The sequence below is a fragment of the Pseudomonas sp. 9AZ genome, assembly GCF_902506525.1.
Taxonomy (GTDB): domain Bacteria; phylum Pseudomonadota; class Gammaproteobacteria; order Pseudomonadales; family Pseudomonadaceae; genus Aquipseudomonas; species Aquipseudomonas peli.
Genome location: NZ_LR733840.1, coordinates 3,372,822 through 3,398,845, shown reverse-complemented (window position 1 = coordinate 3,398,845; position 26,024 = coordinate 3,372,822). Strand labels below are relative to the sequence as shown.

At 59.6% G+C, this 26,024-nt stretch carries 23 protein-coding genes; 6 read left to right on the top strand and 17 right to left on the bottom strand.

All coding sequences use genetic code 11. The features are described 5' to 3' along the window. Positions 1-18: 18 nt before the first annotated feature. From cobA to ALTER154_RS15935, 4 genes are all read right to left on the bottom strand, one after another. Complete coding sequence (gene cobA / locus ALTER154_RS15950; RefSeq protein WP_160088480.1) at positions 19-756, bottom strand: uroporphyrinogen-III C-methyltransferase; 738 nt, start codon at positions 754-756, stop codon at positions 19-21. A gap of 434 nt (positions 757-1,190) precedes the next feature. Next, entirely contained in the window at positions 1,191-2,858 is a 1,668-nt protein-coding gene (locus ALTER154_RS15945) for a bifunctional protein-serine/threonine kinase/phosphatase (RefSeq protein ID WP_160088478.1), read from the bottom strand. Between the two features lie 97 nt (positions 2,859-2,955). After that, positions 2,956-4,167 (bottom strand): NarK/NasA family nitrate transporter, encoded by a 1,212-nt coding sequence (locus ALTER154_RS15940; protein WP_160088476.1) that lies wholly within the window; start codon positions 4,165-4,167, stop codon positions 2,956-2,958. Positions 4,168-5,029: 862 nt separating this feature from the next. Beyond that, positions 5,030-5,476 (bottom strand): thioesterase family protein, encoded by a 447-nt coding sequence (locus ALTER154_RS15935; protein WP_090255892.1) that lies wholly within the window; start codon positions 5,474-5,476, stop codon positions 5,030-5,032. A gap of 132 nt (positions 5,477-5,608) precedes the next feature. On the opposite strand from ALTER154_RS15935, the gene ALTER154_RS15930 reads away from it, so the two are divergent. Beyond that, the gene (locus ALTER154_RS15930) at positions 5,609-6,502 is read left to right on the top strand and encodes an alpha/beta hydrolase (RefSeq protein WP_256665646.1); all 894 of its coding nucleotides are present in this window, start codon (positions 5,609-5,611) and stop codon (positions 6,500-6,502) included. On the opposite strand, the gene ALTER154_RS15925 is transcribed toward ALTER154_RS15930, so the two are convergent. From ALTER154_RS15925 to ALTER154_RS15910, 4 genes are all read right to left on the bottom strand, one after another. Further along, the gene (locus ALTER154_RS15925; protein ID WP_108488301.1) at positions 6,499-7,290 is read right to left on the bottom strand and encodes an ABC transporter ATP-binding protein; all 792 of its coding nucleotides are present in this window, start codon (positions 7,288-7,290) and stop codon (positions 6,499-6,501) included. The genes ALTER154_RS15930 and ALTER154_RS15925 overlap by 4 nt on opposite strands. Positions 7,291-7,315: 25 nt before the next feature. Then, positions 7,316-8,167: a nitrate ABC transporter permease gene (ntrB, locus tag ALTER154_RS15920; RefSeq protein ID WP_160088474.1), complete on the bottom strand. Its 852-nt coding sequence runs from the start codon at positions 8,165-8,167 to the stop codon at positions 7,316-7,318. Positions 8,168-8,181: 14 nt separating this feature from the next. Then, a complete protein-coding gene (locus tag ALTER154_RS15915) occupies positions 8,182-9,465 on the bottom strand; it encodes a CmpA/NrtA family ABC transporter substrate-binding protein (RefSeq protein WP_160088472.1) in 1,284 nt (427 codons plus the stop codon). Between the two features lie 447 nt (positions 9,466-9,912). Then, the gene (locus ALTER154_RS15910; protein ID WP_160088470.1) at positions 9,913-10,230 is read right to left on the bottom strand and encodes a transcriptional regulator; all 318 of its coding nucleotides are present in this window, start codon (positions 10,228-10,230) and stop codon (positions 9,913-9,915) included. A 211-nt stretch (positions 10,231-10,441) separates the two neighbouring features. Here ALTER154_RS15910 and ALTER154_RS15905 point away from each other — a divergent pair, with 211 nt between their 5' ends. After that, on the top strand, positions 10,442-10,834 hold the full coding sequence (locus ALTER154_RS15905; protein ID WP_160088468.1) for a hypothetical protein: 393 nt from the start codon (positions 10,442-10,444) through the stop codon (positions 10,832-10,834). 167 nt (positions 10,835-11,001) lie between these two features. On the opposite strand, the gene alaC is transcribed toward ALTER154_RS15905, so the two are convergent. From alaC to acnB, 5 genes are all read right to left on the bottom strand, one after another. After that, positions 11,002-12,228 (bottom strand): alanine transaminase, encoded by a 1,227-nt coding sequence (alaC, locus tag ALTER154_RS15900; protein ID WP_160088466.1) that lies wholly within the window; start codon positions 12,226-12,228, stop codon positions 11,002-11,004. A gap of 138 nt (positions 12,229-12,366) precedes the next feature. Then, a complete protein-coding gene (locus ALTER154_RS15895; RefSeq protein ID WP_160088464.1) occupies positions 12,367-12,945 on the bottom strand; it encodes an ANTAR domain-containing response regulator in 579 nt (192 codons plus the stop codon). Between the two features lies 1 nt (position 12,946). Next, on the bottom strand, positions 12,947-14,143 hold the full coding sequence (locus tag ALTER154_RS15890; protein WP_160088462.1) for a CmpA/NrtA family ABC transporter substrate-binding protein: 1,197 nt from the start codon (positions 14,141-14,143) through the stop codon (positions 12,947-12,949). Positions 14,144-14,358: 215 nt separating this feature from the next. Further along, positions 14,359-14,568: a YgdI/YgdR family lipoprotein gene (locus tag ALTER154_RS15885; RefSeq protein WP_090255882.1), complete on the bottom strand. Its 210-nt coding sequence runs from the start codon at positions 14,566-14,568 to the stop codon at positions 14,359-14,361. Positions 14,569-14,701: 133 nt separating this feature from the next. Continuing rightward, positions 14,702-17,311, bottom strand: coding sequence for a bifunctional aconitate hydratase 2/2-methylisocitrate dehydratase (gene acnB, locus ALTER154_RS15880; RefSeq protein WP_090255881.1), 2,610 nt, complete (start codon positions 17,309-17,311; stop codon positions 14,702-14,704). Between the two features lie 406 nt (positions 17,312-17,717). Between acnB and ALTER154_RS15875 the strand changes: the two genes are divergently transcribed. Further along, positions 17,718-18,194, top strand: coding sequence for a DUF1289 domain-containing protein (locus ALTER154_RS15875; RefSeq protein WP_160088460.1), 477 nt, complete (start codon positions 17,718-17,720; stop codon positions 18,192-18,194). A 60-nt stretch (positions 18,195-18,254) separates the two neighbouring features. Here the strand turns inward: ALTER154_RS15875 and ALTER154_RS15870 are convergent, their stop codons facing one another. Beyond that, the gene (locus tag ALTER154_RS15870; protein ID WP_160088458.1) at positions 18,255-19,118 is read right to left on the bottom strand and encodes a universal stress protein; all 864 of its coding nucleotides are present in this window, start codon (positions 19,116-19,118) and stop codon (positions 18,255-18,257) included. Between the two features lie 249 nt (positions 19,119-19,367). On the opposite strand from ALTER154_RS15870, the gene ALTER154_RS15865 reads away from it, so the two are divergent. Further along, on the top strand, positions 19,368-19,973 hold the full coding sequence (locus tag ALTER154_RS15865) for a tRNA-(ms[2]io[6]A)-hydroxylase (protein ID WP_160014177.1): 606 nt from the start codon (positions 19,368-19,370) through the stop codon (positions 19,971-19,973). Between the two features lie 49 nt (positions 19,974-20,022). Here the strand turns inward: ALTER154_RS15865 and ALTER154_RS15860 are convergent, their stop codons facing one another. From ALTER154_RS15860 to ALTER154_RS15850, 3 genes are all read right to left on the bottom strand, one after another. Beyond that, a complete protein-coding gene (locus ALTER154_RS15860) occupies positions 20,023-21,357 on the bottom strand; it encodes an SPFH domain-containing protein (RefSeq protein WP_160088456.1) in 1,335 nt (444 codons plus the stop codon). 99 nt (positions 21,358-21,456) lie between these two features. Then, positions 21,457-22,185 carry a UDP-2,3-diacylglucosamine diphosphatase gene (gene lpxH / locus ALTER154_RS15855; protein WP_160088454.1) on the bottom strand — a complete coding sequence of 243 codons (729 nt, stop codon included), beginning with the start codon at positions 22,183-22,185 and terminating at the stop codon, positions 21,457-21,459. Then, positions 22,182-22,676: a peptidylprolyl isomerase gene (locus ALTER154_RS15850; protein ID WP_090255875.1), complete on the bottom strand. Its 495-nt coding sequence runs from the start codon at positions 22,674-22,676 to the stop codon at positions 22,182-22,184. The genes lpxH and ALTER154_RS15850 overlap by 4 nt, the downstream gene beginning before the upstream one ends. A 206-nt stretch (positions 22,677-22,882) precedes the next feature. Here ALTER154_RS15850 and ALTER154_RS15845 point away from each other — a divergent pair, with 206 nt between their 5' ends. Both ALTER154_RS15845 and cysS read left to right on the top strand, forming a co-directional pair. Then, a complete protein-coding gene (locus ALTER154_RS15845; protein WP_160088452.1) occupies positions 22,883-24,547 on the top strand; it encodes a glutamine--tRNA ligase/YqeY domain fusion protein in 1,665 nt (554 codons plus the stop codon). A 62-nt stretch (positions 24,548-24,609) separates the two neighbouring features. Continuing rightward, positions 24,610-25,992, top strand: a complete 1,383-nt coding sequence (cysS, locus tag ALTER154_RS15840; protein WP_160088450.1) for a cysteine--tRNA ligase — start codon at positions 24,610-24,612, stop codon at positions 25,990-25,992. The last annotated feature ends 32 nt before the right edge of the window (positions 25,993-26,024 follow it).

The following is a 26,024-nucleotide window of genomic DNA, read 5'->3' as shown; positions in this document are numbered from 1 at the left end:
GGGAACTTCGCCAAGCGGTTAGGCGCTGATAGCTGTGAGCTGTATGTTCGGTTGAGCGACCACCTCGCCAATCACCAGAATGGCCGGGCTTTTCAATTTGAAGTCGTGGGCGGCTTGTTGCATGGCCGCGAGGTTGCTGCGGCACTCGCGCTGATGTGGCAGCGAGGCGTTCTCGATCAAGGCCACTGGCATGTCGGCGCGCATGCCGCCTGCCAGCAGGCTCTCGCGGATTTCTGCCAGTTTGGCCACGCCCATATACACCACCAGCGTTGTGCCGCTCTGAGCCAGAGCAGGCCAGTTGAGACTGTTGTCATCCTGGGTGTGCGCGGTAACCAAGGTGACCCCGCGTGCTACGCCGCGCAGTGTCAGAGGGATGCCGCAGTTGGTCGCTCCGGCCAGGCCTGCAGTGATGCCATTGACCATTTCCACCTCGATGCCGTGCTCGCTCAGCCAGTCGGCTTCTTCGCTGCCACGGCCGAAGATGCAGGGGTCGCCGCCTTTCAGGCGCACGACGCATTTACCCTGGCGGGCATAACGCAGCATCAGGCGATGGATAAACGCCTGTGGCGTGGAGCAGCAACCGCCGCGCTTGCCTACCGGCACGATCCGCGCGTTGATGCAGTGCTCCAGTACGGCGGGATTGACCAGGTCATCAATCATCACGATCTCGGCCTGGTTCAGGGCTTTAACCGCCTTTAGGGTCAGCAGCTCCGGGTCACCGGGGCCTGCGCCTACCAGCCAGACTTTTGCGCTCATTTTGATCTCCTCAGCCCGTGTGCATCACCAGCAATGGTTTGATTTGGCTACTCAGCAGCCGTGTAGCAACAGTCATTTAGGTGGCCATCAATCTGCTTAATAAAACTTACGCAAAACAAAAAATTGCCGGGAGCAATTTTGGACGTCGCCCCGCGACGGCCCGTAGGGTGGCTGCCATGGATCGCTGGCCACAAAAAAGGCGTCCCGCTAGTCACCTAGCGAGGACGCCTTTGTCCAAGTCCCGTTCTATCGGGAAGTGCAACCTTCTTCGTTGAGGCCGCGCTTTATTAAATTGTGCAATTACCAATGCAGACCCTGTGCCAACTTGTATGGTGCGTATTTTCAAGGCTTATCAGCAAGTTACAGCTGTTTTTTGAGGGTTTTACGCACCATTTAAAGGCGCTTTGCGCAGTATTGGTGCGCAAGTGGCGGCTTTAATGCAGTAGCCCGATCAGCAGGAGCAGATTCAGCAGCAGGGAAAACAAGGCCACGCCTCGCCAGACCAGCAGCGGTTCGTGTTCCAGCAGTGGCCGTGGCCGGCTGCTAAGGGATTTACGTTCCGCCTGCTCCAGGTTGAGCAGCCATTCTTCGGCGGTTTCATAGCGCTTTTTCGGTTCGGCACTAAGGGCTCGGTTGAGGCTGTCATCGACCCAGCTGGGTATATCCGGACGATAGAGACTGGCTGGAGTCGGCTGGCCGAAGCGTGGATGCTGGAAGGCTTCAATTTCACCATAGGGGTAATGCCCGGTAAGCAGAAAATACAGCGCCACGCCTGCGCTGTAGAGATCCTGCTGCGGGCTGGGGGCGACGCCGGCAAAGGCTTCCGGAGCTATATAACTGGGCGTGCCGGGCAGCTCGCAGGCCTCATCGCGGGTCAGGCCGGGGCAGTAGGCCAGGCCGAAATCCAGCACGCGCAGCTCGCCGTCATCGCCCCACAGCAGGTTTTCCGGCTTGATATCGCGGTGCAGGATATTGCGCCGGTGCAGCATGCCCAATGCTTTGATTAGTCGGGGGGCAATGTCCAGCCATTCTGGCAGCCCCAGCGGGCCACTCAATCGTACGTGTTCGGCCAGGGTTTGCCCGGCGTATTCGCGCTGCACGTAATACAGATGCTGACGCTGCGGCAGCGGGTGCACTTCCGCGAAGAAGCGCCCGGCCACGCGGCGCACAAACCATTCTTCAAGCAGTAGTGCATGACCGGCTTGCGGCTCATCGCTGCGGTTGGGCGGCAGGGTTTTCAGCAGCCAGCGCCGCGCCTGAGCATCACGCACTCGATACACCATCGATTGGCGCGATTCGGCCAGCACTCGCTCAATCTGCCAGCCTTCGAAATTTTGCCCTTCACGCAGTTTGGTCGGTAGTGGCCAGTGCTGAAGTTGCGCCAGGGTGTCGGCCAGATCGCTTTGCGGTAATGCCTCAACGCGCAGCAGCAGGGCGCTCGCGTTGTCCTGGCTGCCGGCCAGGTGCGCGGCATTGACCAACGCACGGCTGGCGGCGGGCAGATCCTGTTCATCATGGAGGATGCGCTGAATGCCAGCGTCGCCCAGGGTCGCCCAGATACCGTCGCTGACCAGTACGAAACATTCGCCTTCGCGCAGCTCGCCATCCAGGTAATCCATCACCAGGTGCTGATCCAGGCCCATAGCGCGCTTGAGTACATGCTGCATGCCGGGTTGTTCCCACACATGGTCTTCGCTGAGGCGCTCAAGCGTGCCGTTCAGCCAGCGGTAGGCACGGCAATCGCCGACGTGCGCCAGGGTAAAACGCCGGCCGCGCAGGATCAGTGCGCTCAGGGTGGTCAGCAGCGGCTGACCGCCGCCATTGGCTTGCAGCCAGCGGTTGTGCGCGACCAGCACACGGTCCAGCGATTGGGTTACCGCCCAGGTTTCTGGGGTGGAGTAGTAATCCAGGGCCAGGGCCTGCAGAGTGGCGCGCGCCGCGAGGCCGCCGTCGGCGCATTGGCTGACGCCATCGGCGAGAGCAAACAGGTAGCCCTTGCTGGCCGCCAGTGCCGGAGCCGGGGTGACCACGCGAATGGCGTCCTGATTTTCGCTACGCGGGCCGGTGGCGCTGGCTTCACCGAAGGTCAGTTGCAAGGCCATGCAGAGGTTCCTGGAGAGGCGACTGAAGAAGCGCTGAGGTAATAATGAATGGCTACAGGGTGGATGAACCGAGCGTCATCCACCCTGCATTTTGTTATTACACCCGAGCGGCGGTCACTGCGGCGCTGCCCCAGGTGGTGCGCCAGCGCAGCTTGACTCCATAGAGGCCGAACCAGGCGAGCACGCCTAGGCTGGCGAACAGCCATAAGCCGAGCTGGTAATCACCGGTCTGCTGCTTGATGGTGCCCAGGCCTGCGGCTAGGAGGAAGCCGCCTATACCGCCAGCCATTCCGATCAACCCAGTCATTACGCCGATTTCCTTGCGAAAGCGCTGCGGTACGAGTTGGAACACTGCGCCGTTACCTGCGCCAAGGCCGAGCATGGCAGTGACGAATAGGGCCAGCGCGGCGGTCGAACTTTGCAGATTGAAACCCACAGCGACAATGCTCAAGGACGCCAGGGTGTACATCATCAGCAATGTGCGGATGCCACCAATACGGTCGGCCAGTGCGCCGCCGAGGGGACGCAACAGGCTGCCGGCACAGACGCAGGCGGCGGTGTAGTAGCCGGCGGTCACCGGGTTCAGGCCGTACTGGTCGTTGAAATAACCGGGCAGGGCGCTGGCCAGGCCAATAAAGCCGCCGAAGGTCACGCTGTAGAAAAACATAAACCACCAGCTGTCGCGGTCACCCAGGGCTTTCAGGTAATCGGCCAGGGCTTTTGGCTTGGGCCGCTCGGGGGCATTCTTGGCAACCAGAGCAAAGATCAGCAGGGTTGCCAGCAGCGGAATCAGCGCCCAGCCGAAGACGTTCTGCCAACCGAATAGCGCGGCCAAACCTGGGGCAAACAGCGCAGCCAGCACGGTGCCGGAATTGCCTGCACCGGCAATGCCCATGGCCTTGCCCTGGTGCTGCGGCGGATACCATTGCGAGGCCAGCGGCAGGGCTACGGCAAAAGCCGCGCCGGCAAAACCGAGGAACAGACCTAATAACAAGGCATGTTCATAGCTGCTGATGCCGATCTGCCAGGCGCAGAACAACGCCACGATTACGATCATCTGACCAACCAGACCGGCGGTTTTGGGTGATAGGCGGTCGGCCAGAAAACCCATCAGCAAGCGCAATATGGCGCCGGCGAGAATCGGCGTGGCGACCATCAGACCGCGCTGTTGCGCGGTCAGGTCGAGAGCGGTGGCGATCTGCACAGCCAGTGGGCCGAGCACGTACCAGACCATAAAGCTCAGGTCGAAATACAGAAACGCGGCGAACAAGGTTGGGGTGTGGCCGGATTTCCAGAAACTTGTATTCATCGAAAACCTCATTCAGCAAAAAAGGGTCCCGGTGGGGTGCGGTAGACCATGGTCGTGGACATGGCGGCCGCACCCCATCGGGGAGGTGGTGTACTTGTGGTACGCCACCCTGAGGAACAGGGTCTGTTGACGTTTCGACGCGGCTCGCGGCGAAACATCAATAGACCCTCCGCCACAGCTGTGTTGAGAGAGTTACTAGCGCAAGTCCTGGATCGCAGGGCAGGTGCCAGCCCCAAACGCTGGGGCGTAAAACGCAAAACGCCGCATAAACCGAGCGCTCTAGGGCGAGGTTTATGCGACGTCTTTGTCGTTTGTTGAGCAGCCGCCATTGGCTACCGGTAACAGGTCTTTAGCAAGAGCTGCGCCAACCGGGCAATCCATCGATTTACGAGGCTTTCAGCTGTTGAATAGCTGCGACTGTGCTGCAAAAGGAGGCGCTGGCGGAAGGCATGCCCTTGAATAGGGCGCAGAATTTTTTCCCGGTTCCGACAAGCCAGGCTTTCTAAGGCAGGCCTCAATTGGCCTTGTGGCGAGTGCGTCAGCTGGTAGGCGTTAGCACGCTGCAACGTGATTCACTAGGTGTGGCGTCGGCGGCTGCATGTGCAGCCTGGGTCGGTAAGGGAAGGGTGAGGAGGGCCAGAGCGAGTAGGTTGCTCAAAACCCCGGCGTGGCGGACATGGCTGCGCGTGGTCGGCATAGCAATTCCCCTGCTTTTGTTGTTATGCCTAAGGCGTAGCAGAGGATGTGCCAGCTGTCACGGCGTCCGCTAGATAGTTGAGTAATTAATGCTGAATTCGGCAGTTTTGCTGCGATCAAGCGTGATCAGGACGGTAATCACCCGATTTATGCCGATAAGCCCAGTTTACTTGCTCAGCCAGTTGACCTTGCTGAATTTGCCGCTGAAGGTCGCCGGCATTTGCACCACTTTGCCCAGTTTGTAGTTGAAGAACACAAACCCGGACTTGGCCATGGCTACCAGCGTGTTGTCGGCGGGGCGGGTGATGCGGAAAGTAATGTCGCCACCATAAGTGTTGAAATCCATTACGCCAACCTCGAACAGCAACTGATCACGGGCGTGAGCCTCGGCGCGGTAGGTGGTAGCGAGGTCCGTGACGATGATGCCTGTGCCGTCTTCCTGGGTTTCCTCGATGCCGAACTCGAACAGAAAACGCGCCCGCGCCTCGGAAATCATCGAGATCATCGAATCATTACCCAGGTGGTTGGCGGCGTTTATGTCGGTCACCCGCACTGTTAGGTGGGTGCTGTAGCAGAACTGGTCTTCGGGGAACTCAAGGGTCAGGCGGGCCATGCCAGCATCCGGTCGTCAGTAAAAGGTGGCGAATGTTAACCCCGTTCGCATCTGTCGGGCAGCCGCTGATGCGCGTTGCAGGTAAAACGGTGATGATCGGCCCATCATCTTCAGGTGCGGAGTTAAGCGCGTATGAACTTCAGGCAATTGAGCATGGGTGGACTGCTGGCGCTGCTGTTACTGGGGGATGTGCAGGCGCAGGGGCTGCGCGATGCCATGAGTGATCGACGCAGTGCCAGAAGTGCCACGCAGCTTGGTGCTGAACTGTTGGCAGATCTGCCATACGGTCAGCATGAGCGCCAGCGCCTGGACGTTTATCGTCCACTCAATGCGCGCTCGGCGCCCATATTGCTGATGGTTCATGGCGGTGCCTGGGATAAAGGCGATAAGCGTATGGACCGGGTCGTAGAGAACAAGATGGCCCGTTGGTTACCCCAGGGATACCTGTTTGTGTCGACCAACTATCGCTTATTACCGGATGCCACCCCCCTGCAGCAGGCCGAGGATATTGCCCAGGCGCTGAGCTACGTCCAGCAACATGCAACAGACTGGGGTGGTGACCCGCAGCGCGTGGTACTGCTGGGGCATTCGGCAGGTGCGCATTTGGTCAGCCTGCTCAGTGCCGCTCCTGAGATTGGCCAGGCTTATGCTGTACAACCCTGGTTGGGCACCGTGGCACTCGACAGTGCTGCGTTTGATGTTGAACGCATTATGCGCAACAGGCACTACCGCCTGTATGACAAGGCGTTTGGCCAGGACCCGGTTTATTGGCGTGCCGCATCGCCCGTGTGGCGTTTGCAGCAAGCAGGCGCGCCAATGCTGGCCGTCTGCTCCAGTAAACGCAGAGAGGCGTGCCGTCAGGCGCAGGGATATGCCGAGCGAGGCCGCGCATTGGACATGCAGGTGACGGTATTGCCACAGGCGTTGTCGCACGGCGAGATCAATGCGCAATTAGGCGTGTCGGGCGCCTACACCGATGCAGTGGAAACCTTCTTCCAGCGCATCGGTGCCACGCCTGCGCCCTAGGCTGCCGGGCGTTGCTGGCGCTGGTAGAGAAACTCCAGCACGGCGGTGCGGTAAGCGTGATAGTGCGGGTCATTGGCCAGTGCCAGACGATCTCGTGGGCGCGCCAGCTCGACCTTGACGATATCGCCCACGGTCGCCGCCGGGCCGTTGGTCATCATCACGATGCGGTCCGAGAGCAGTACGGCCTCGTCGACATCGTGGGTGACCATCACCACGGTGCTGTGGGTCTCGCCGACGATGCGCAGCAGTTCGTCCTGCAGGTGTGCGCGGGTCAGGGCATCCAGCGCGCCGAAGGGTTCGTCCATCAGCAGCACCTTGGGCTGCATGGCCAGAGCGCGGGCGATGCCAACGCGCTGTTTCATGCCGCCGGATATTTCATTGGGATGCTTGTAGGTGGCGTGGCTGAGGCCAACCATGGCCAGCGCCGCTTCAGTGCGTTCCTTGAGCTGGGCCTTGCTTTCCTTGCCGGCGAAGACCTTTTCCACCGCCAGATAGACGTTGCCGTAGCAGGTCATCCAGGGCAGCAGGCTGTGGTTCTGGAACACCACGCCGCGCTCCGGGCCGGGGCCGTCGATCTCGCGGCCGTTGCAGATCAGGCCGCCTTCACTGGCCTCGAGCAGGCCGGCGATCAGGTTGAGCACGGTGGATTTACCGCAACCCGAGTGACCGATCAGGGTGACGAATTCACCCTTGGCAATGCTCAGGTTGACGTCGGTAAGGGCCTGGAAGCGGCCTTTCTTAGTGTCAAAATGCTTGCCGACCTGGGTCAGCTCCACGAATTTATCCATGTTGCGGCTCCTTAGCGGGCTTGGTTTAACTGGCGTAGTCGAAACGTTTGGCCAGCAGCAACAACAGTTGCTCCAAAGCCAGGCCGACCAGGCCGACGATGATGATGGCGATCAGGATGTGTTCGACGTTGAGGTTGTTCCACTCATCCCACACCCAGAAGCCCAGGCCCGTGCCGCCGGTAAGCATCTCGGCCGCGACAATCACCAGCCAGGCCACGCCAATGGCCAGGCGGATTCCGGTCATCAGGTGCGGCAGTACAGCGGGGAAGAGGATGCGGGTGAGTACCTTGAACTCTGACAGCTTGAGCACCCGCGCCACGTTCAGATAATCCTGCGGCACGCTGGCTACGCCAGCGGCGGTGTTGAGAATGATCGGCCAGATTGAGCTGATAAAGATCACCCAGATCGACGCCGGGCCAGCGGCTTCGAACACCAGCAGACCAATCGGCAGCCAGGCCAGCGGCGAAACCGGGCGCAGCAGGCTGATGATCGGCGAGAGCATGCCGGCCAAGAAGGCAAAGCGGCCGATGGCAAAGCCCAGCGGAATGCCCACCAGCGCCGCCAAACCAAAGCCGATACCGACGCGACCCAGCGAATGCAGGATATTCCAGCCGATGCCCATGTCATTCGGGCCGTTGTCATAGAACGGGTTGGCAAACAGCTCCAGCGCCGCCGTCCAGGTACTTACCGGGCCAGGCAGGCCCTCGCTCTTGGTCGCAATCAGCGCCCACACGCCGATAAACAGCACGATACCCAACAGCGGCGGCACAACCGCCTTGAGTAGGTTGGTCAGCGCCGCCACGCCTGGCAGCACCAGGCGTGGCGCTTTGTTGATCGGCGCAGGCAACGGCAATGGGGTTTTCAGTGGTGCGTTCATCACGAACCTCCCAATCAGGCTTTAATCGCAAAGGAGTTGGCGTAGGCGGCCGGGTCGGAGCCATTCCACACGTTGCCGTCGATCAGCGTGCTGCTACGCAGCGAGCTGGCCGGCACAGGGATGTTCAGCGCACTGGCGGCTTCCTTGAACAGCGCCACCTGGTTGACCCCGGCGGCGACGGCGGCGTAGTTCGGGTCTTCCTTGATCAGGCCCCAGCGCTTGAACTGGGTCATAAACCACATGCCGTCGGAGTGATAGGGGAAGTTCACCGTGCCGTTCTTGCAGAAGGTCATGGCGTGGTCGTCCTTCCAGCTGTTGCCCAGGCCATCTTCGTACTGGCTGAGGAAGCGCGGCTCGATCACTTTGACGGGCGCATTGACGTAGGCCTTGCCGGAAATCAGCTTGGCCGTGCTCTTGCGGTTTTCTTCGCTGGCTTCGATAAACTGGCTGGCTTCCAGCACGGCCATGATCAGTGCGCGGGCCGCGTTGGGGTATTGCTCTATAAAAGCGCGGGTGGTGCCGAGGACTTTTTCCGGGTGATCCGGCCAGATCTGCTGGCTGGTCACGGCGGTGAAACCGATCTTGTCAGCAATCGCCCGCGCGCCCCAGGGCTCGCCGACGCAGAAACCGTCCATATTGCCGACGCGCATATTGGCGACCATTTGTGGTGGCGGCACGACGATGGTTTTCACATCGCTCATCGGGTTGATGCCCAGGCTCGCCAGCCAGTAATACAGCCACATGGCGTGGGTGCCGGTGGGGAAGGTCTGGGCGAAGGTCAGCGGGTTGCCGCCTTTTTTCACATGCTCGGCCAGTTGCGCACCGTTGGTGACGCCAGCTTCCTTGAGTTGCTTGGAAAGAGTGATGGCCTGGCCGTTCTGGTTCAGCCCCATCAGCACGGCCATATCCTTCTGCGGCCCAGCGATACCCAGCTGCGCGCCGTACATCATGCCGTACAGCACGTGGGCGGCATCCAGCTCGCCGGTATTGAGTTTGTCGCGCACACCGGCCCAGGAGGCTTCCTTGCTTGGGGTGATGGTCAGGCCGTATTTCTCGCCAAAGCCCTGAGTAGCGGCGACTACTACCGATGCGCAGTCGGTCAACGGAATAAAGCCGACTTTCAGCGCCGCCTTTTCCGGTGCATCGGAACCGGCGGCCCAGGCTACGCTACGTAGTGAGGCGGGCGCGCTAAGGCCAAGGGCGGCGACACCGCCGACAGTGCCGGCGACGGCAATTGAGGTTTTTAGGAAATTACGGCGGCTGTGCAGGCTTGGGTGCTTCGAATCACGATCAGTCATAGGTCTGTCCTTTCTGGCCGATAAAACGGCTGAAACAAAAAACGGCGTACGCCAGGCCACCTCAAGGAGGGGACCTGACGGACGCCGTTGTCCGTGATCCGCGGCTCACCGCCATTGGTGGGCTGCGCAGGAATCTTGTGAGGACAATTGCAAGGGGCTTGCCAGTTTTACTGGGGAGCGGCGGCTAACAAACGCCAATGCGCGCTGAGAATGGCTCGAACGAGCCTTAGGTTGGCAGGCTTAAACGCTATAAATCATAGACTTAAGTGCAATATTGAATGTTGGCTAGAGCAGAGTTTTCTTAGCGTAGTGGCTCCCCATGCCGCAGATCAGCAGCGCTGCCAGCCGGCTTATTGAGCCAATGCTGTGCATGGTCAAGCCGCTGCCAAGCACTTTTGCTTCGCCTTGGTGCTGGGCGAGTGCTGGTGCTTATGGCGTGCCACAGCCTTAGCGGGACAGCGATTTGCCCTGAGCTTCCTCGACAAACTCCTTGAGCCAACGCAGCACCTCCACCGCCTCCCAGCGCGAGGGGTCGAACATGGCATAGGCCAGGCCCTGATAACCGACCACATCCAGCTGACGGTGATAGCCGGCGCGCTGCAGCAAGGCTTCGATCTCGGCAAAGCAGGTGTTGAAGTGCACCCGGGAAAACGGCGTTTTGCCCTCGGTGACAATGCCTTCAAGCTGCAATTCATTGACGGTGGCCCGGATTTTTTCCAGGGGCATGCGGTTTACGCTGTGTTTCAGCTGCAGTACATCGAGCATCTGGGTACTCCTGTTAACGCCTTGTATGGGCCCGATTTTCCGGGCGGCATGGTTGGCTGGATGGCATGACCAAGGGTAATCGAAAAATACTGTACAAATAAACAGTATTCGATAATAGTAAGCCCAAGGCCTTAACCGGCACCTACTCGATCACTCGCGCCATCTGCCCGCAAAGCCAATGGCCACAGGCACTGCAGAGGAGTCACTAACAATGCAACAGATGCTGATGACAATTGTGCTGTTGGGTCTTTTGGCCGGTTGTGCGCAACCGCAGCTTGATCAACCGAGGGCCAATGGCACCTACCTGGTGATCGAGAACGGGCAGGCCTGGGCGGTGCTGGTATCTGATGGCAAACGCGTGGAAGAGCAGGGTACGGTGGTGGATGTGATCAGATTGCCGAGCGAGAACTCTGCCGTAGCGGCCAGTTATGTGATCGAAACGGCCAATTGCGGTCGCGTGCAGTGGCTGAGCGAGCGCTCGGATGCGGCGGATGGTATGACCAACCTGATGTCGCTGCACAGCAACAATCAACTGGGGCAGAGCGGCTGCGTCATTACCAGTGGTCTGAGCAAGGTCTGGACGGTGCTGGATTACTCCGGTTGAAAACTCAAAGTCTGCTGCGCGTCGGCCCTGCGGCGTTAAAAACAGGCTCGGAATGCTCATGTACAAAAGTACACTCCGCTTCCTCGCCTGTTTTTGCCTTGCAGGACTCTAGCTCGCGAGACTTTGAACAAACTCCAAGGGCACTTTTCAGTGCTTTTATCTGTTACTTACTCGTCGGCCTTGGCCTTCTTGCCAGGTAACAGGCCATCGGCGCGGAACATAGCTTTGATCCCGCGAATTGCCTGACGAATGCGGTCCTGGTTTTCGATCAGGGCAAAGCGCACATGGTCATCGCCGTAATCACCAAAGCCGATGCCTGGCGAGACGCAGACCTTGGCCTCCAGCAGCAGTTTCTTGGCGAACTCCAGCGAACCGAGCGCGGCGTACTGCTCAGGAATCTTCGCCCAGACATACATCGAGGCTTTCGGGTTTTCGACCATCCAGCCCAGCTCGTGCAGGCCTTTGACCAGCAGGTTGCGGCGCTGGCGGTATTGCTCGGCGATATCGCGTACGCATTGCTGATCACCTTCCAGTGCGGCAATCGCCGCCACCTGCAGCGGGGTGAAGGTGCCGTAGTCGTGGTAGCTCTTGATTCGCGCCAGTGCGCTGACCAACTCCTTGTTGCCGACCATAAAGCCGATGCGCCAGCCAGCCATGTTGTAGCTCTTGGACAGGGTGAAGAACTCCACGGCAATGTCCTTGGCGCCCGGCACTTGCATGATCGACGGGGCTTTCCAGCCGTCGTAAACGATATCGGCGTAGGCCAGGTCGTGAATCACCAGTACGTCATATTGTTTGGCCAGAGCCACCACGCGCTCGAAGAAGTCCAGCTCCACACACTGCGCGGTGGGGTTGGAGGGGAAACCGAGGATCATCATTTTTGGCTTGGGGATCGACTCGCGAATCGCCCGCTCCAGCTCGGCGAAGAAGTCCACGCCGGGAATCAGCGGCACCGAACGCACCTGGGCGCCAGCGATTACCGCGCCGTAAATATGAATCGGGTAGCTGGGGTTGGGCACCAGTACGGTATCGCCATGATCCAGGGTGGCCAGCATCAGGTGCGCCAGGCCTTCCTTGGAGCCGATGGTGACGATGGCTTCGCTTTCAGGGTCTATCTCGACTTCGTAGCGATCCTTGTACCAGCGCGAAATGGCGCGACGCAGGCGAGGAATACCTCGTGAGGTGGAGTAGCCGTGGGTGTCTTCACGCTGGGCGACCTGCACCAGCTTTTCGACTATGTGCGGCGGCGTGGCGCCATCCGGGTTACCCATGCTGAAGTCGATGATGTCTTCGCCACGGCGACGCGCGGCCATCTTCAGTTCGGCAGTGATGTTGAAAACGTAGGGGGGGAGTCGATCAATGCGCGCAAAGCGGCGCGAAGCTTGGTCAGCCATGCTTTCCTCAGATACGTAAGCGCCCGGAACCGTCCGAGCGACGTTGGCCAGTGCGCTGGCCAGGCGGCGAAGATAAGCGCCGAGTCCCCCGGCTGTCCAGTACAGTCAAGCGGCGCTGCGGCATAACAGTGCGCCGGCTCAGCTGCCGAGCATGTCGTGCATGGCGATAATCTGTTCGGCCACCTGGGCCAGCTTCTGCTGGCGGCTCATCGCCTGACGGCGCATCAGGGTATAGGCCTGTTCTTCGTCACAGCTTTTCATCTTCATCAGCAGGCCCTTGGCCAGCTCGATGCGCTTGCGTTCGGCCAGCTGGGCATCACGTGCCTGCAGCTGCGCACGCAGCGCCTGGTCGCTCTCGAAGCGAGCCATGGCTACGTCGAGAATCGGCTGCAGACGCTGGGCGTGGATGCCTTCGACGATATAGGCGCTGACGCCGCTCTGAATCGCCTGGCGCATCACGCCGGGATCGTGCTCGTCGGTGAACATGACAATCGGCCGCGGTTGATCACGGCTGACCAGTACCACCTGTTCCATCACGTCGCGGCTCGGTGATTCGGTGTCGATCAGGATCACGTCAGGTCGAATTGCCTCGACCCGCTCCGGCAGGTCGATGGTCAATCCGGATTCGTCGATGACCTCGAAACCGGCCTCGGTCAGGGCGTTTTTCAGGCGGCCAACCTTCTTTGCGGTGTCATTGATCAGCAGGATGCGCAGCATGTTAGCGGCTCTCCTGTTGGGCGCTGAGGGGTGCATCGGCCAGGGCGTGCAGGGCAAAGCTGCGCGCGTAAGCGGCCGGGTCGCTGCCGTCCCAGACCTGGCCATCGAGCAACTGGCTGCGGCGCATGTCGCTTGGTATGTCGATGCCGAGCGCTTCGGCAGCCTGGCGGTAGAGGTCGAGTTGCTGCACCTGGCGAGCAATCGCCAGGTAGTCCGGGTCGTCACGCAGCAGGCCCCAGCGGCGGAACTGGGTCATAAACCACATGCCGTCGGACAGGTACGGCTGGTTGACTGCGCCGCCCGCGTGGAAGCGCAGCGGGTGGGCATCCTGCCAGGCATGGCCGAGGCCGTCCTGGTACTGGCCGAGGAAACGCGGCTGAATCGCCGACAGAGGCGCATCGACATACTCGCTACCACTGAGTAGTTGCGCGGTGCTGCGTTGGTTTTCTTCGCTCTCATCGATAAACCGACTGGCTTCCAGCACAGCCATGATCAACGCACGCGCGCTGTTGGGGTACTGTTCAGCAAACTCACGGGTGCAGCCCAGAACTTTCTCTGGGTGGTCCGGCCAGATGGCCTGGCTAGTTATAAGGGTGCAACCCATCTGCTCATTCACGGCCTGAGCGCACCAGGGTTCGCCGACGCAGAAACCATCGATGCGCATGGCTTTAAGGTGGGCGAGCATCTGCGGTGGCGGTACGACAACGCTATCCACGTCGCTCAATGGGTGAATGCCTTGGCTGGCCAGCCAGTAATTCAGCCACATGGCGTGGGTGCCGGTGGGGAAGGTCTGGGCGAAGGTCAGTTTTGCGCCAGGCTGGTGCGCGCGTTGCGCCAATGCGCTGCCAGTGCTCACACCGGCAGCTTGCAAGGCGGGCGACAGGTTGATGCTTTGGCCATTCTGGTTCAGGCCCATCAGCACGGCCATATCGGTGGTTGGTGCACCGCCAAGACCCAGCTGCACGCCATAGATCAGGCCGTAGAGGCTATGCGCTGCATCGAGTTCGCCGCTCAGCAATTTGTCGCGCAGCGTGGCCCAGGAAGCCTGGCGCTGTAGGTTGAGGGTCAGCCCATGCTTCTCGGCGAAGCCCTGAGTGGCGGCGACGATGACCGATGCGGCGTCTGTGAGGGCCATAAAGCCGATGTTCAGCACCGGTTTTTCCGGTGGGTGGCTGCGGCTGATCTCGTGCTCATTCATGGTGCGTTTCCTGTGCCCACACAAAAAGGTGCCGTGCCAAGCACTGACTTCAGTCAGCGATCAGAACGACACCATTGTCTATTTGAGCCGTTTCCGCCGTTGGAAAGGCTTAGTGGCTTAAGCCAAAGCAAGGCGTATGCCAGTGCGCGGTACGGAGCCGCAGACAGAACAAACCCCGCCGTAGCGAGGTTCGGTTTGGGACTGGCAGAGCTGGTTTAGCGTTCCAGCATCTGCTTGACTGAACTCTGTGGGATTTGCTGTTTGCGGCCTTCACTGTCGGTGAACTCGATCATGCCGGTGTCCTCGTCCAGCTGCGGTTTGCCGTCGCTGGTCAGCATCTGCCCGTCGGTGGTACTGATAATGTATTCACTGCTGCAGCCGGCCAGGCTGAATACGCAGAGTGCAGCAATAATCCAGTGTTTCATGAGGCTCTCCTGATGGTCCGTGGTGCGTTGTTGCACCCCCATTTCAGAAGGTAGCTGCTGAGCATTGCCTGGCAAGCCAGGCTGCAATAAAAAAGCCCCGCACTAGGCGGGGCTTTCTTGTTGCGGGTAACGCTTAAACCTGAACAGCAGGGATCTGGGCGTTTGCAGCAGCTTCACGGAACTCGGCGATCTGGTCGAAACTCAGGTAGCGGTAGACGTCCGCTGCCATGGTGTCGATTTTCTTCGCGTAGACCATGTATTCCTCAACAGTTGGCAGTTTGCCGGTGATGGCAGCAACAGCCGCCAACTCAGCCGAAGCCAGGTAGACGTTGGCACCATCGCCTAAACGGTTGGGGAAGTTACGGGTAGAGGTCGAAACCACGGTGGAGTTCGCCTCAACGCGTGCCTGGTTACCCATGCAAAGCGAGCAGCCTGGCATTTCCATGCGCGCGCCTGCTTTGCCGTAGATGCCGTAGTAGCCTTCTTCGGTCAGCTGATGCTGGTCCATCTTGGTTGGCGGCGACAGCCACAGGCGAGTCGGCAGGGTGCCTTCGACTTTTTCCAGCAACTTACCGGCAGCGCGGAAGTGACCGATGTTGGTCATGCACGAACCGATAAACACTTCGTCGATTTTCTCACCCTGAACGGAGGACAGCAGACGAGCATCGTCTGGGTCGTTCGGAGCGCAGAGAACAGGCTCGTTGATCTCGGCCAGGTCGATTTCGATGATTTCGGCGTACTCGGCGTCCTTGTCGGCTTCCATCAGCTTCGGATCGGCCAACCAGGCTTCCATCGCTTGAGCGCGACGTTCCATGGTGCGGGCATCGCCGTAGCCTTCGCTGATCATCCAGCGCAGCAGGGTGATGTTCGAACGCAGGTACTCGGCAATCGCCTTTTCCGGCAGCTTGATGGTGCAACCAGCAGCGGAACGCTCGGCAGAGGCGTCGGACAGCTCGAAAGCCTGTTCAACGGTCAGCTCGTCCAGACCTTCGATCTCAAGGATGCGGCCGGAGAAGATGTTTTTCTTGCCTTTCTTCTCTACTGTCAGCAGGCCTTTTTGGATGGCCACGTAAGGGATGGCATGCACCAGGTCACGCAGGGTGATGCCTGGTTGCAGTTTGCCCTTGAAGCGCACCAATACCGACTCCGGCATGTCCAGCGGCATTACGCCAGTGGCAGCGGCGAAGGCAACCAGACCGGAACCGGCCGGGAAGGAGATGCCGATCGGGAAGCGGGTGTGCGAGTCACCACCGGTGCCGACGGTATCCGGCAGCAGCATGCGGTTCAGCCAGCTGTGGATGATGCCGTCGCCAGGACGCAGGGACACGCCGCCACGGGTGCGGATGAAATCCGGCAGGGTGTGGTGGGTGGTGACGTCGATTGGCTTCGGATAAGCCGCGGTGTGGCAGAACGACTGCATGACCAGGTCAGCGGAGAAGCCCAGGCAAGCCAGGTCTTTCAGCTCGTCGCGGGTCATCGGGCCAGTGGTGTCCTGGGAGCCGACGGTGGTCATCTTCGGTTCACAGTAGGTGCCAGGACGCACGCCTTTGCCTTCCGGCAGGCCGCAGGCCTTGCCGACCATCTTCTGCGCCAGGGTGAAACCCTTGGTGCTAGCAGCTGGAGGCTCAGGCAGCTTGAACAGGTCGGTTGGGCCCAGGCCCAGTTCGGCGCGCGCTTTCTCGGTTAGGCCGCGACCGATGATCAGCGGGATACGGCCGCCAGCGCGGACTTCGTCGAGCAGTACTGGGGTCTTCATTTCGAAGGTGGTCAGTACTTCGTCGGTACCGTGTTTGCAGACTTTGCCAGCATGCGGGTACAGGTCGATTACATCGCCCATGTGCATGTTGGAAACGTCGAATTCGATTGGCAGAGCGCCGGCATCTTCCATGGTGTTGTAGAAGATCGGAGCAATCTTGCTGCCGAAGCAGAAACCACCCGCGCGCTTGTTCGGCACGTTAGGGATGTCGTCGCCGAAGAACCACAGCACCGAGTTGGTGGCGGATTTACGCGAGGAGCCGGTACCGACTACGTCGCCGACGTAGGCAATCGGGAAGCCTTGGCCGCGCATGGCTTCGATCTGCTTCATCGGGCCGGTTACGCCTTGCTCGTCCGGCACGATGCCGTCACGGGCCATTTTCAGCATGGCCAGGGCGTGCAGCGGGATATCCGGACGCGACCAGGCGTCTGGAGCCGGGGACAGGTCGTCGGTGTTGGTTTCGCCGGTGACCTTGAACACGCGCAGGCTGATCTTGTCGGCCAGAGTCGGGCGGTTCTTGAACCACTCGCCGTCAGCCCAAGACTGCAGTACGGCTTTGGCGTGAACGTTACCGTTCTTAGCTTTCTCTGCAACGTCGTGGAAGGCGTCGAACATCAGCAGGGTGTGCTTCAGTTGCTCGGCAGTCACGGCAGCCAGTTCGCTGTCGTCGAGCAGCTCTACCAGAGTGGCGATGTTGTAACCGCCCTGCATGGTACCGAGCAGTTCAACAGCGTGTTGCTTGCTGATCAGAGGGGAAGTGACCTCGCCTTTGGCAAGGGCAGAGAGAAAACCGGCCTTGACGTAAGCGGCTTCGTCGACGCCTGGCGGCACGCGGTTGGTGATCAGGTCGAGAAGAACAGCTTCTTCGCCGGCTGGCGGGTTTTTCAGCAGCTCGATCAGGCCTGCGGTTTGTTCGGCGTTCAGCGGCTGGGGCACGATACCCTGAGCGGCACGCTCTGCTACATGTTTGCGATAGGCTTCAAGCACAGTTATTACCCTCATCAGTGGTCCCAAAGGGTTGTCCGGGACGCGATCCAGAAAACAACAAACCAGGCGCTTCGTGGCGTTATGGGCCGCTCAGCCGAGGTTACGCTGCTTTCTTGCAGAAGCTGTTTTCAAAGTTTTACGCCGGCAGGACGGGCTGGATGAGGGCTGGTGCAGACACTTGAAGGGTGGCTCAAGGGTCGGCACCAACATCGAACCTGCAGGATTGACTGTGCTCGTGACGCTTTGAAAACAGCTTCCAACGGACGTTGCTGCCTCTAAAAGGCCGGCCGATTCTACTGGAAAGCTTTGAATAAGTTAAGCCAAAGGCCCCGCTTATATAGGGGTGATCTGCCTTAGACAAAGGGCTAAGATGCCTGCCTGTCCGCCAGTGTCCATGCCTTTTGCTATGTCCAACCAACGCATCAAAACCCCTTGTGTCGGCCTGTGCTCCACTGTTTACGGTGATTTGGTCTGCCGTGGCTGCAAGCGCTTCCACCATGAGGTGATCAACTGGAACGGCTACAACGACGAGGAAAAACACGCCGTTTGGCTGCGTTTGGAAGTCTTATTGGTGCAGGTGATGGCGGCCAAGCTTGAAGTTTTCGATGCCAATCGCCTGCGTATGCAGCTGGAACAACGCAAGATCCGCTTTGTGCCGCAGCAATCACCGTATTGCTGGGCGTATCAGTTGATTGCCCGGGGGGCGCGGGTAATCAGTCAATTGGAGGCCTATGGGATGGTACTGCTCCCTGAGTTTCGTGGCTGGGGCCTGCCAGAGTTACGTGATGCGATTGATCGAGAGTTCTTTCTGCTGTCTGAAGCGCACTATGAGCGTTACATCGCGCCACGCTTTCTGCTCGAAGGTCTTGAGCTAAGGGTCTGAAGCCTGTGCTGCATGAAAAAGCCGCCTGTTCAGGCGGCTTTTTTGTTGCGCGCAGTTGGTTTAACGCTGGGCGACCAGCTCTTCCAGGTGAGCGATGATGTCATCCGGCTTGAGCACCAAGATATCGCTTTCCAGCGAATCCAGAATAACCTCGGCGGTATTTCCGATCAGTGCGCCGGAAATACCGGTACGCGCCACAGTGCCAATCACCGTCACACCTGCGTTGAGTCGATGCGCGGTCTGCGGGATCAACACATCCGCTGGGCCTTCGGCGATATGCAGACGCTCATCGCTGATCTCGTACTCGGCCTGGAACGCCTTGCACTGCTCGCGGTAGCGCGCCTCGATGGTTTCCTTGAGCTGGAAAGTTGGGTCGGCCGCCGAGAGCATCGGCGCCGGATGAGCGCTGATTACATGCAGTTCTGCCTTGGCCAAGGCGGCAATATCAAAGCCATGGCTGACGATGCTGGTGTGCAGGGTGCGGTGCTCGCTGTCAGCGTTACCCACATCGACTGCCGCCAGAATCGCGGTGCCCGCCCAGGATTTTTCGGTTTTCACCATCAGCACTGGCGCTGGGCAGTAACGCAGCAGCTTCCAGTCATCGGGGGTGAGCAGGGCCTTTTTCAGCGGGTTGTCGGGAAAGTGCTGCTTGATCACCAGGCCGCACCCTTCGGCTTGCTGCACGTTGATGATGGTCTGGTGCTGAGTGTCATCCCAGGCCTGCTGGCTGGAGGTGCTGAACCCTTCGCTGTTAAGCAGGCCGGTAAGGTCGCGCAGGTAGCCGGTGTGATCACTTTTCTTGTCGCATACCAGCAGGTGCAGGTGCGATTGAGTGACGCCGGCAATCAGCTTGGCGCGTTTGAGGGCCAAGTCTTCCGTGTGATTGGGCTCCATCACTACCAGAATGCTGCGAATAGCTTGCATGATCATCTCCATGTGCAGTCAGTTGTACTGCTTATCACTATAGATCGCTGCCACTGGCTTGATGCTTGACCGGTGTCAATCGAGTGGCTGTTCGCGTGCTCATTCGTATAATGGCCGCGCTCTAGCCTTATCACTCCCGCCTGCCTGGTTTTGTGAATTTATGTATCTGTTAGCCGCAACCGATGATCTGCTGCGTTGTTTTGCCCCTTGCCTGTTGGCATGTCGCCGTCTGGTTACGGAGATGCGCCGATGAACCTGCCAGAAATTCATGAGTTTCTCGGCTGCCGTACGCCGGATGCCTGGATCACCGCCGCCTTGGCTGATCAGCAGACCCTGCTGATCGACCACAAGAACTGCGAATTTAAGGCCGCCAGCACAGCGCTGAGTCTGATGGCCAAGTACAGCACCTATGTTGACCTGCTCAACGCCATGTCGCGTCTGGCCCGTGAGGAACTGGTGCATCACGAGCAAGTGCTGCGCATCATGAAGCGCCGCAAGATCGGCCTGCGCCCGGTATCGGCGGCGCGCTACGCTTCAGGCTTGCGTAAGGTTGTGCGCACCCATGAGCCGCACAAACTGGTGGATACCCTGGTGGTCGGCGCCTTTATCGAAGCGCGCAGCTGTGAGCGTTTCGAGGCCCTGGTGCCGCATCTGGATGAAGAGCTAGGCAAGTTCTACTTCGGTTTGTTGAAAAGTGAAGCGCGGCATTTCCAGAATTACCTGAAGCTGGCCTATCAGTACGGCGATGCGCGTGATGTGGACCAGGCTATTGAGCGGGTGAGGGCGGCCGAGCGCGAGCTGATCGAGTCGCCGGACACTGAGTTTCGCTTCCACAGCGGTGTGCCGCCGCTCTAAAGCAAAACGCGCCCAGTAGGGCGCTTTTTTGTAGGTAAGTAGGTGGTGCTTACTGCTGCACTTTCAGATCCAGCGACAAGTCGCGTGCGGCCTTGGTGGCCAGAACACCCATCAGCTGGCTGATTTCATCCTGACGGCTGCTGGCGCCATCGCTACCGCCACCCATCATCACGCTAGGCACTGGCGCCTGGGCTGCGGCTTCGGCCCAGACCTTGTTAATCGCGATCAGCGCATCAAGCTTGGGCTGTAATGCACCGTCCGCTTTGATCACCGCTTCACGGGCATAAGCCTCGGCATCGGCGGTGATTTTCGTCGCGTCGGCGGTGATCGCAGCCTTGTCGCGCAGCAGCTCGGCTGTCTGCTTCTCGATCTCGGCGCGGCCTTTTTCACGCTCGGCGTTGATTCGCGCCAGTTGCTTTTCGGTTTCCGCCTGAGTGGTGCGCTCGATCTGGTCGCGCAGGGTTTCCTGGCGACGCGCTTCCACTTCTTTCTCACCGCGGGCGGTCACCAGCAGCTTCTCTTCTTCTTCCTTCAGGCGGTTCTGCCGCGCTACGGCCAGCTCAGCCAGCGCTTGCTGCACCTTGACCATGCGCTGCTTGTACTGCGGGTTGGGGTCGACGTTGGTGATGCGCGCCTCGACCACTTCCACGCCGTATTTGCGGAACTGCTGCTGCTTGCGTACCGGAATGCCCTTGTTGTCCATGACCTTTTCGGTGACGAACTGGCTGACGTTGTTGTCGCCGAACACACCTTGTTCAGTGCCGGCCTGCAGGATTGCGGTTTGCGTGGGCTGGTGGCCGCGTGGGCCGCGAATTTCCTTGCGCTTGATCAGGTACAGGCCGTCATTCAGCTGGTTTTCGAACTCGGCGGCAAACTCGCTGCGTGCACCGGCATAGAAGTCATCCGCACTCATCAGCGAGGCGGTGGCCTGCAGGGTTTCCTTGATGGCCGGAACCAGCGCAGTTTTGATGAAGTTCTCCGGGTTGCGGTATTCCTGAGCGATTTTCAGGAACTGCTCGCCTGCAGGAAGGCGGAAACGCGCGGAGGACTCGACCTTGGCATCGACGTTGCCGAGAAACACGATGGGGAAGGCTTCGATGGTTGCGCCGAGCGAGTCGTTGTCGCTGCTGTCGTCGATGGCCAGGGCTTCGGTGAGTACTGATTGCACGCTCAGGGCCTTCTTCCAAGCGGTGGCGCGGCCGAACCATTTGGTGGCGTAGCCAACGTCGTCGACCACTTTCTCTTCACCGAAGATGGTGCGCACGTGGGTGGCAAAACCGGCTTCGTTATAGAAGAACACGCTGTTGAAGGTGACAAAGCTCACCGCCACCAGTGCGGCGGGGGCGATGGCGTATTTAAAGAGATGTTCCTTGCTGAGCAGCATGATCGGTCCCTGATGGCGTTTTGAGGTCGCTGATGCTGATGATCGGCGAATCGTCCGTCAAGTAGGGGCGCTCAGCGCTTTGTGCGCGCCGTCAAAGTTTCACGCAGGATCAAGATCGAAGGCACTTTGCTGCAAGCCTTGGCGGTCTGCTTGCAGTGCCCAGCCCTGTTTGTCCCAGTCGCCAAGCACAATGCGCTGCGCCGTCTGGCCGTTGACTTGCAGTTGATGGGTGGCGGGGCGATGGGTGTGGCCGTGGATCAGCGTGCGTACGCCGTGCTCGGCCATGATAAGCGGCACTTCGTCCTGGGTGACGTCGACAATCTCGCTGGCTTTCATCCGCGTCTGGGTGCGGCTTTCATTGCGCAGCTTGCGCGCCAGTTTTTGTCGGGTGCTGAGCGGCAGGTTGCGCAGGATAAACAGCGAAATCGGGTTGCGCAGCCAGCGGCGCAGCTTCATATAGCCGACGTCCTGGGTGCACAGGCTGTCGCCGTGCATCAGCAACACGCGCTCGCCATTCAGTTCGATCACGCAGGGATCGGGCAGCAGTGTGCAGCCGGCTTCACGGCAGAAGGCCTTGCCGAGGAGAAAGTCGCGATTGCCATGCATCAGGTAGATGCGCGTGCCGCGCTCACTGAGTTGGCGCAGGGCTTGGGCAATCGAACGTTGAAAGGGGCTGATGGCGTCGTCGCCGATCCACACTTCAAAGAAGTCGCCGAGGATATAAAGCGCCTCGGCCTGGATCGCGCGGGTTTCGAGAAAATGCAGAAACGCCCGGCTGATGTCCGGGCGCTCCTGTTCAAGATGCAGGTCGGAGATCAGTAAGATCACTCAACGATCTCGGCACGCTCGATGATCACGTCCTCAACCGGTACATCCTGATGGCCGGATTTGCTGGTGGTGGCAACGGCCTTGATGGCGTTGACCACGTCCATGCCTTCGACCACTTCACCAAACACCGCATAACCCCAGCCTTGTACGGTTGGTGCGCTGTGGTTAAGGAAGCTGTTGTCGCCCACGTTGATAAAGAACTGCGCGGAGGCCGAATGCGGCTCCATTGTACGGGCCATGGCCACGGTACCGATCTTGTTGGCGACGCCGTTGTTGGCTTCGTTCTTGATCGGGGCGCGGGTGGTTTTCTGCTTCATGCCCGGCTCAAAACCGCCGCCCTGGATCATGAAGTTGCTGATCACTCGGTGGAAAACGGTGTTGTCGTAATGACCTTCTTTGACGTACTGCTTGAAGTTGGCCACGGTTTCCGGGGCTTTGTCTTCGAACAAGTTGAGGGTGATAACGCCGTGGTTGGTGTGCAGCTTGATCATGTAGGTAATCGCTCTGTCGATAAATCCGTGAGCCGCTGAATTTCCAGCAAAGGGCGTTGCAGCGGTTCTTGGGCCTGTCAGGGGGTTGACAGCTTCGGCTATGATAAGCGCTTTGTATAAGTCGGCCTACCCTGAGAGCCTGTTGACGCGTTGCCTGGTGCACGCGAACCGGTTCTGAGCCGCGCCTCGCACTCGCTAAGGACCCCATGAGCAAGCCAGAAACTGTCGCCGCCGCCAACTTTCTTCGTCCTATCGTCCAGGCTGACCTGGATGCTGGCAAACACGCGAAGATCATTACCCGTTTTCCGCCGGAGCCCAATGGCTACCTGCACATCGGTCACGCCAAGTCGATTTGCCTGAACTTCGGCCTGGCCAAGGAGTTTGGTGGTGAGTGCAACCTGCGCTTTGATGACACCAACCCGGCCAAGGAAGACCAGGAATACATCGACGCGATCAAAAGCGACGTGCAGTGGCTGGGTTTTCAGTGGGCGGGCGAGGAGCGTTATGCCTCCAATTATTTCGACCAGCTGCATGCCTGGGCCATTGAACTGATTAAGGCGGGCAAGGCCTTTGTCTGCGACCTCAATGCCGAAGAAATGCGCGCTTACCGCGGTAACCTCACTGAGCCGGGCAAGAACAGCCCATTTCGTGAGCGCAGCGTCGAGGAAAACCTTGATCTGTTCGCCCGCATGAAAGCTGGTGAATTCGCCGATGGCGCCCGTTCGCTGCGGGCGAAAATCGATATGGCCTCGCCGAACATCAACCTGCGCGACCCGATTCTGTACCGCATTCGCCACGCTCATCACCACCAGACGGGTGACAAGTGGTGCATCTACCCGAGCTATGACTTCACCCACGGTCAGTCGGACGCCATTGAAGGCATCACCCACTCGATCTGCACTCTGGAGTTTGAAGACCATCGCCCGCTGTACGAGTGGTTCCTGGCGCAACTGCCGGTGCCGGCGCAGCCGCGTCAGTATGAATTTGCCCGGCTGAACCTCAACTACACCATCACCAGCAAGCGCAAGCTCAAGCAACTGGTTGACGAGAACCATGTCAATGGTTGGGACGACCCGCGCATGTCGACCCTGTCCGGCTTCCGCCGCCGTGGTTACACCCCGGCTTCGATTCGCACTTTCTGCGACATGATCGGCGTCAACCGCGCCGGCGGCGTGGTCGATGTGGGCATGCTCGAGTTCGCCATCCGTGATGACCTGGACGCCAACGCAGGCCGCGCCATGTGCGTGCTCAAGCCGCTGAAAGTGGTTATCACCAATTATCCGGAAGGCAAGGTCGAGAATCTGGAACTGCCGCGTCATCCCAAGCAGGACATGGGCGTGCGTGTGCTGCCGTTCAGCCGCGAGATCTATATCGACTCTGGCGACTTCGAAGAAACTCCGCCGGACGGCTTCAAGCGCCTGATTCCGGGTGGCGAGGCGCGTCTGCGCGGCAGCTACGTGATTCGTGCTGACGAAGCGATCAAGGATGCTGCTGGCAATATCATCGAGCTGCGCTGCAGCTACGACGAGAACACCCTGGGCAAGAACCCCGAAGGCCGCAAGGTCAAAGGCGTGATTCACTGGGTGCCGGCAGCTGAAAGCGTCGAGTGCGAAGTACGCCTGTACGACCGCCTGTTCCGTTCCGCCAACCCGGAGAAGGACGAAGAAGGCGGCAGCTTCCTCGACAACATCAACCCTGACTCGCTGGTGGTGCTCAAGGGTTGTCGCGCCGAGCCATCCCTGGCTGAGGCTGCGCCGGAAGAGCGCTTCCAGTTCGAGCGCGAAGGCTACTTCTGCGCCGATATCAAGGACAGCAAGCCGGGTGCGCCGGTGTTTAACCGCACTGTGACGCTGCGTGACTCCTGGGCTTAAGACCCAGGCGCTCTGATTAAAACCGGGCCGGTACGCCGGCCCGTGGTTTTCAAGGAACTGCAATGCTCTCGATCTACAACACGCTGACCAAAAGCAAAGACGTCTTCAAACCGCTGGTGGGTAACCAGGTGCGCATGTATGTGTGCGGCATGACGGTTTACGACTTCTGTCATATCGGTCACGCGCGTGTGATGGTGGCGTTTGATGTGGTGACTCGCTGGCTGCGCCATCGCGGCTATGACGTGACCTATGTGCGCAATATCACCGACATCGACGACAAGATCATCAAGCGCGCCAATGACAACGGTGAGCCGTTTGAAGCGCTGGTCGAGCGCATGATTGCGGCCATGCACGAAGACGAAGCACGCCTCAATGTGCTGCGTCCGGATCAGGAACCGCGTGCCACCAGCCATATCGTCGGCATGCACCAGATGATCCAGACCTTGATCGACAAGGGTTTTGCCTACGCGCCCGGCAATGGTGACGTGTATTACCGCGTCGGCAAGTTTGTCGGTTACGGCAAGCTGTCGCGCAAGAAGATCGAAGACTTGAAGATCGGCGCGCGCATCGAAGTCGACGAAGCCAAGCAGGACCCGCTGGATTTCGTGCTGTGGAAGGGCGTTAAACCGGGCGAGCCGAGCTGGGAGTCGCCGTGGGGCGCCGGTCGTCCGGGCTGGCATATCGAGTGTTCGGTGATGTCCACTTGCTGCTTGGGCGAGACGTTTGACATCCATGGCGGCGGCCCTGATCTGGTGTTCCCGCACCACGAAAACGAGATTGCACAGAGTGAGGCGGCCACCGGCAAGCTCTACGCCAACGCCTGGATGCATGCCGGCGCGGTGCGCGTGGACGGCGAGAAGATGTCCAAGTCTCTGGGCAACTTCTTCACCATTCGTGAGGTGCTGGAAAAATATCACCCGGAAGTGGTGCGCTACCTGTTGGTGTCCAGCCATTACCGCAGCCCGATCAACTACTCCGAAGACAGCCTGCGCGAAGCCAAGGGCGCTCTGGAGCGCTTCTATAACGCGCTCAAGGGCCTGCCAGATGCTGCAACAGCTGGCGGTGATGCCTTTGTCGAGCGCTTTGCGGCGGCCATGGACGATGACTTCAACTCGCCTGAAGCCTGCGCCGTGCTGTTCGAAATGGCCCGTGAGATCAATCGTCTGCGTGAAACCGATCTGCAGGCCGCTGCTGGCTTAGCCGCGCGCTTGAAGGAATTGGCTGGGGTGCTGGGTGTGTTGCAGCTGGAGCCTGAAGCATTCCTGCAGGCCGGTGCTGCCGGTAAGGTCGATGCTGCCGAGGTGGAGGCATTGATTGCTGCACGCCTGCAGGCCCGTGCCGAGAAGAATTGGGGCGAGTCAGACCGTATCCGCGACCAGATCACCGCCATGGGCGTGGTACTGGAAGACGGTAAGGGCGGTACTACCTGGCGCCTGGCGGACTAGATTGATTGCTGCATAAAAAGGCCGCTTTCGAG

What these genes read in the sequence shown, in the direction of transcription:
- cobA (WP_160088480.1), bottom strand. Translation starts at nt 756, where the DNA reads ATGAGCGCAAAAGTCTGGCTGGTAGGCGCAGGCCCCGGTGACCCGGAG.
- ALTER154_RS15945 (WP_160088478.1), bottom strand. Translation starts at nt 2,858, where the DNA reads ATGGCCTTGCAACTGACCTTCGGTGAAGCCAGCGCCACCGGCCCGCGT.
- ALTER154_RS15940 (WP_160088476.1), bottom strand. Translation starts at nt 4,167, where the DNA reads ATGAATACAAGTTTCTGGAAATCCGGCCACACCCCAACCTTGTTCGCC.
- ALTER154_RS15935 (WP_090255892.1), bottom strand. Translation starts at nt 5,476, where the DNA reads ATGGCCCGCCTGACCCTTGAGTTCCCCGAAGACCAGTTCTGCTACAGC.
- ALTER154_RS15930 (WP_256665646.1), top strand. Translation starts at nt 5,609, where the DNA reads ATGAACTTCAGGCAATTGAGCATGGGTGGACTGCTGGCGCTGCTGTTA.
- ALTER154_RS15925 (WP_108488301.1), bottom strand. Translation starts at nt 7,290, where the DNA reads ATGGATAAATTCGTGGAGCTGACCCAGGTCGGCAAGCATTTTGACACT.
- ntrB (WP_160088474.1), bottom strand. Translation starts at nt 8,167, where the DNA reads ATGAACGCACCACTGAAAACCCCATTGCCGTTGCCTGCGCCGATCAAC.
- ALTER154_RS15915 (WP_160088472.1), bottom strand. Translation starts at nt 9,465, where the DNA reads ATGACTGATCGTGATTCGAAGCACCCAAGCCTGCACAGCCGCCGTAAT.
- ALTER154_RS15910 (WP_160088470.1), bottom strand. Translation starts at nt 10,230, where the DNA reads ATGCTCGATGTACTGCAGCTGAAACACAGCGTAAACCGCATGCCCCTG.
- ALTER154_RS15905 (WP_160088468.1), top strand. Translation starts at nt 10,442, where the DNA reads ATGCAACAGATGCTGATGACAATTGTGCTGTTGGGTCTTTTGGCCGGT.
- alaC (WP_160088466.1), bottom strand. Translation starts at nt 12,228, where the DNA reads ATGGCTGACCAAGCTTCGCGCCGCTTTGCGCGCATTGATCGACTCCCC.
- ALTER154_RS15895 (WP_160088464.1), bottom strand. Translation starts at nt 12,945, where the DNA reads ATGCTGCGCATCCTGCTGATCAATGACACCGCAAAGAAGGTTGGCCGC.
- ALTER154_RS15890 (WP_160088462.1), bottom strand. Translation starts at nt 14,143, where the DNA reads ATGAATGAGCACGAGATCAGCCGCAGCCACCCACCGGAAAAACCGGTG.
- ALTER154_RS15885 (WP_090255882.1), bottom strand. Translation starts at nt 14,568, where the DNA reads ATGAAACACTGGATTATTGCTGCACTCTGCGTATTCAGCCTGGCCGGC.
- ALTER154_RS15875 (WP_160088460.1), top strand. Translation starts at nt 17,718, where the DNA reads ATGTCCAACCAACGCATCAAAACCCCTTGTGTCGGCCTGTGCTCCACT.
- ALTER154_RS15870 (WP_160088458.1), bottom strand. Translation starts at nt 19,118, where the DNA reads ATGCAAGCTATTCGCAGCATTCTGGTAGTGATGGAGCCCAATCACACG.
- ALTER154_RS15865 (WP_160014177.1), top strand. Translation starts at nt 19,368, where the DNA reads ATGAACCTGCCAGAAATTCATGAGTTTCTCGGCTGCCGTACGCCGGAT.
- ALTER154_RS15860 (WP_160088456.1), bottom strand. Translation starts at nt 21,357, where the DNA reads ATGCTGCTCAGCAAGGAACATCTCTTTAAATACGCCATCGCCCCCGCC.
- ALTER154_RS15850 (WP_090255875.1), bottom strand. Translation starts at nt 22,676, where the DNA reads ATGATCAAGCTGCACACCAACCACGGCGTTATCACCCTCAACTTGTTC.
- ALTER154_RS15845 (WP_160088452.1), top strand. Translation starts at nt 22,883, where the DNA reads ATGAGCAAGCCAGAAACTGTCGCCGCCGCCAACTTTCTTCGTCCTATC.
- cysS (WP_160088450.1), top strand. Translation starts at nt 24,610, where the DNA reads ATGCTCTCGATCTACAACACGCTGACCAAAAGCAAAGACGTCTTCAAA.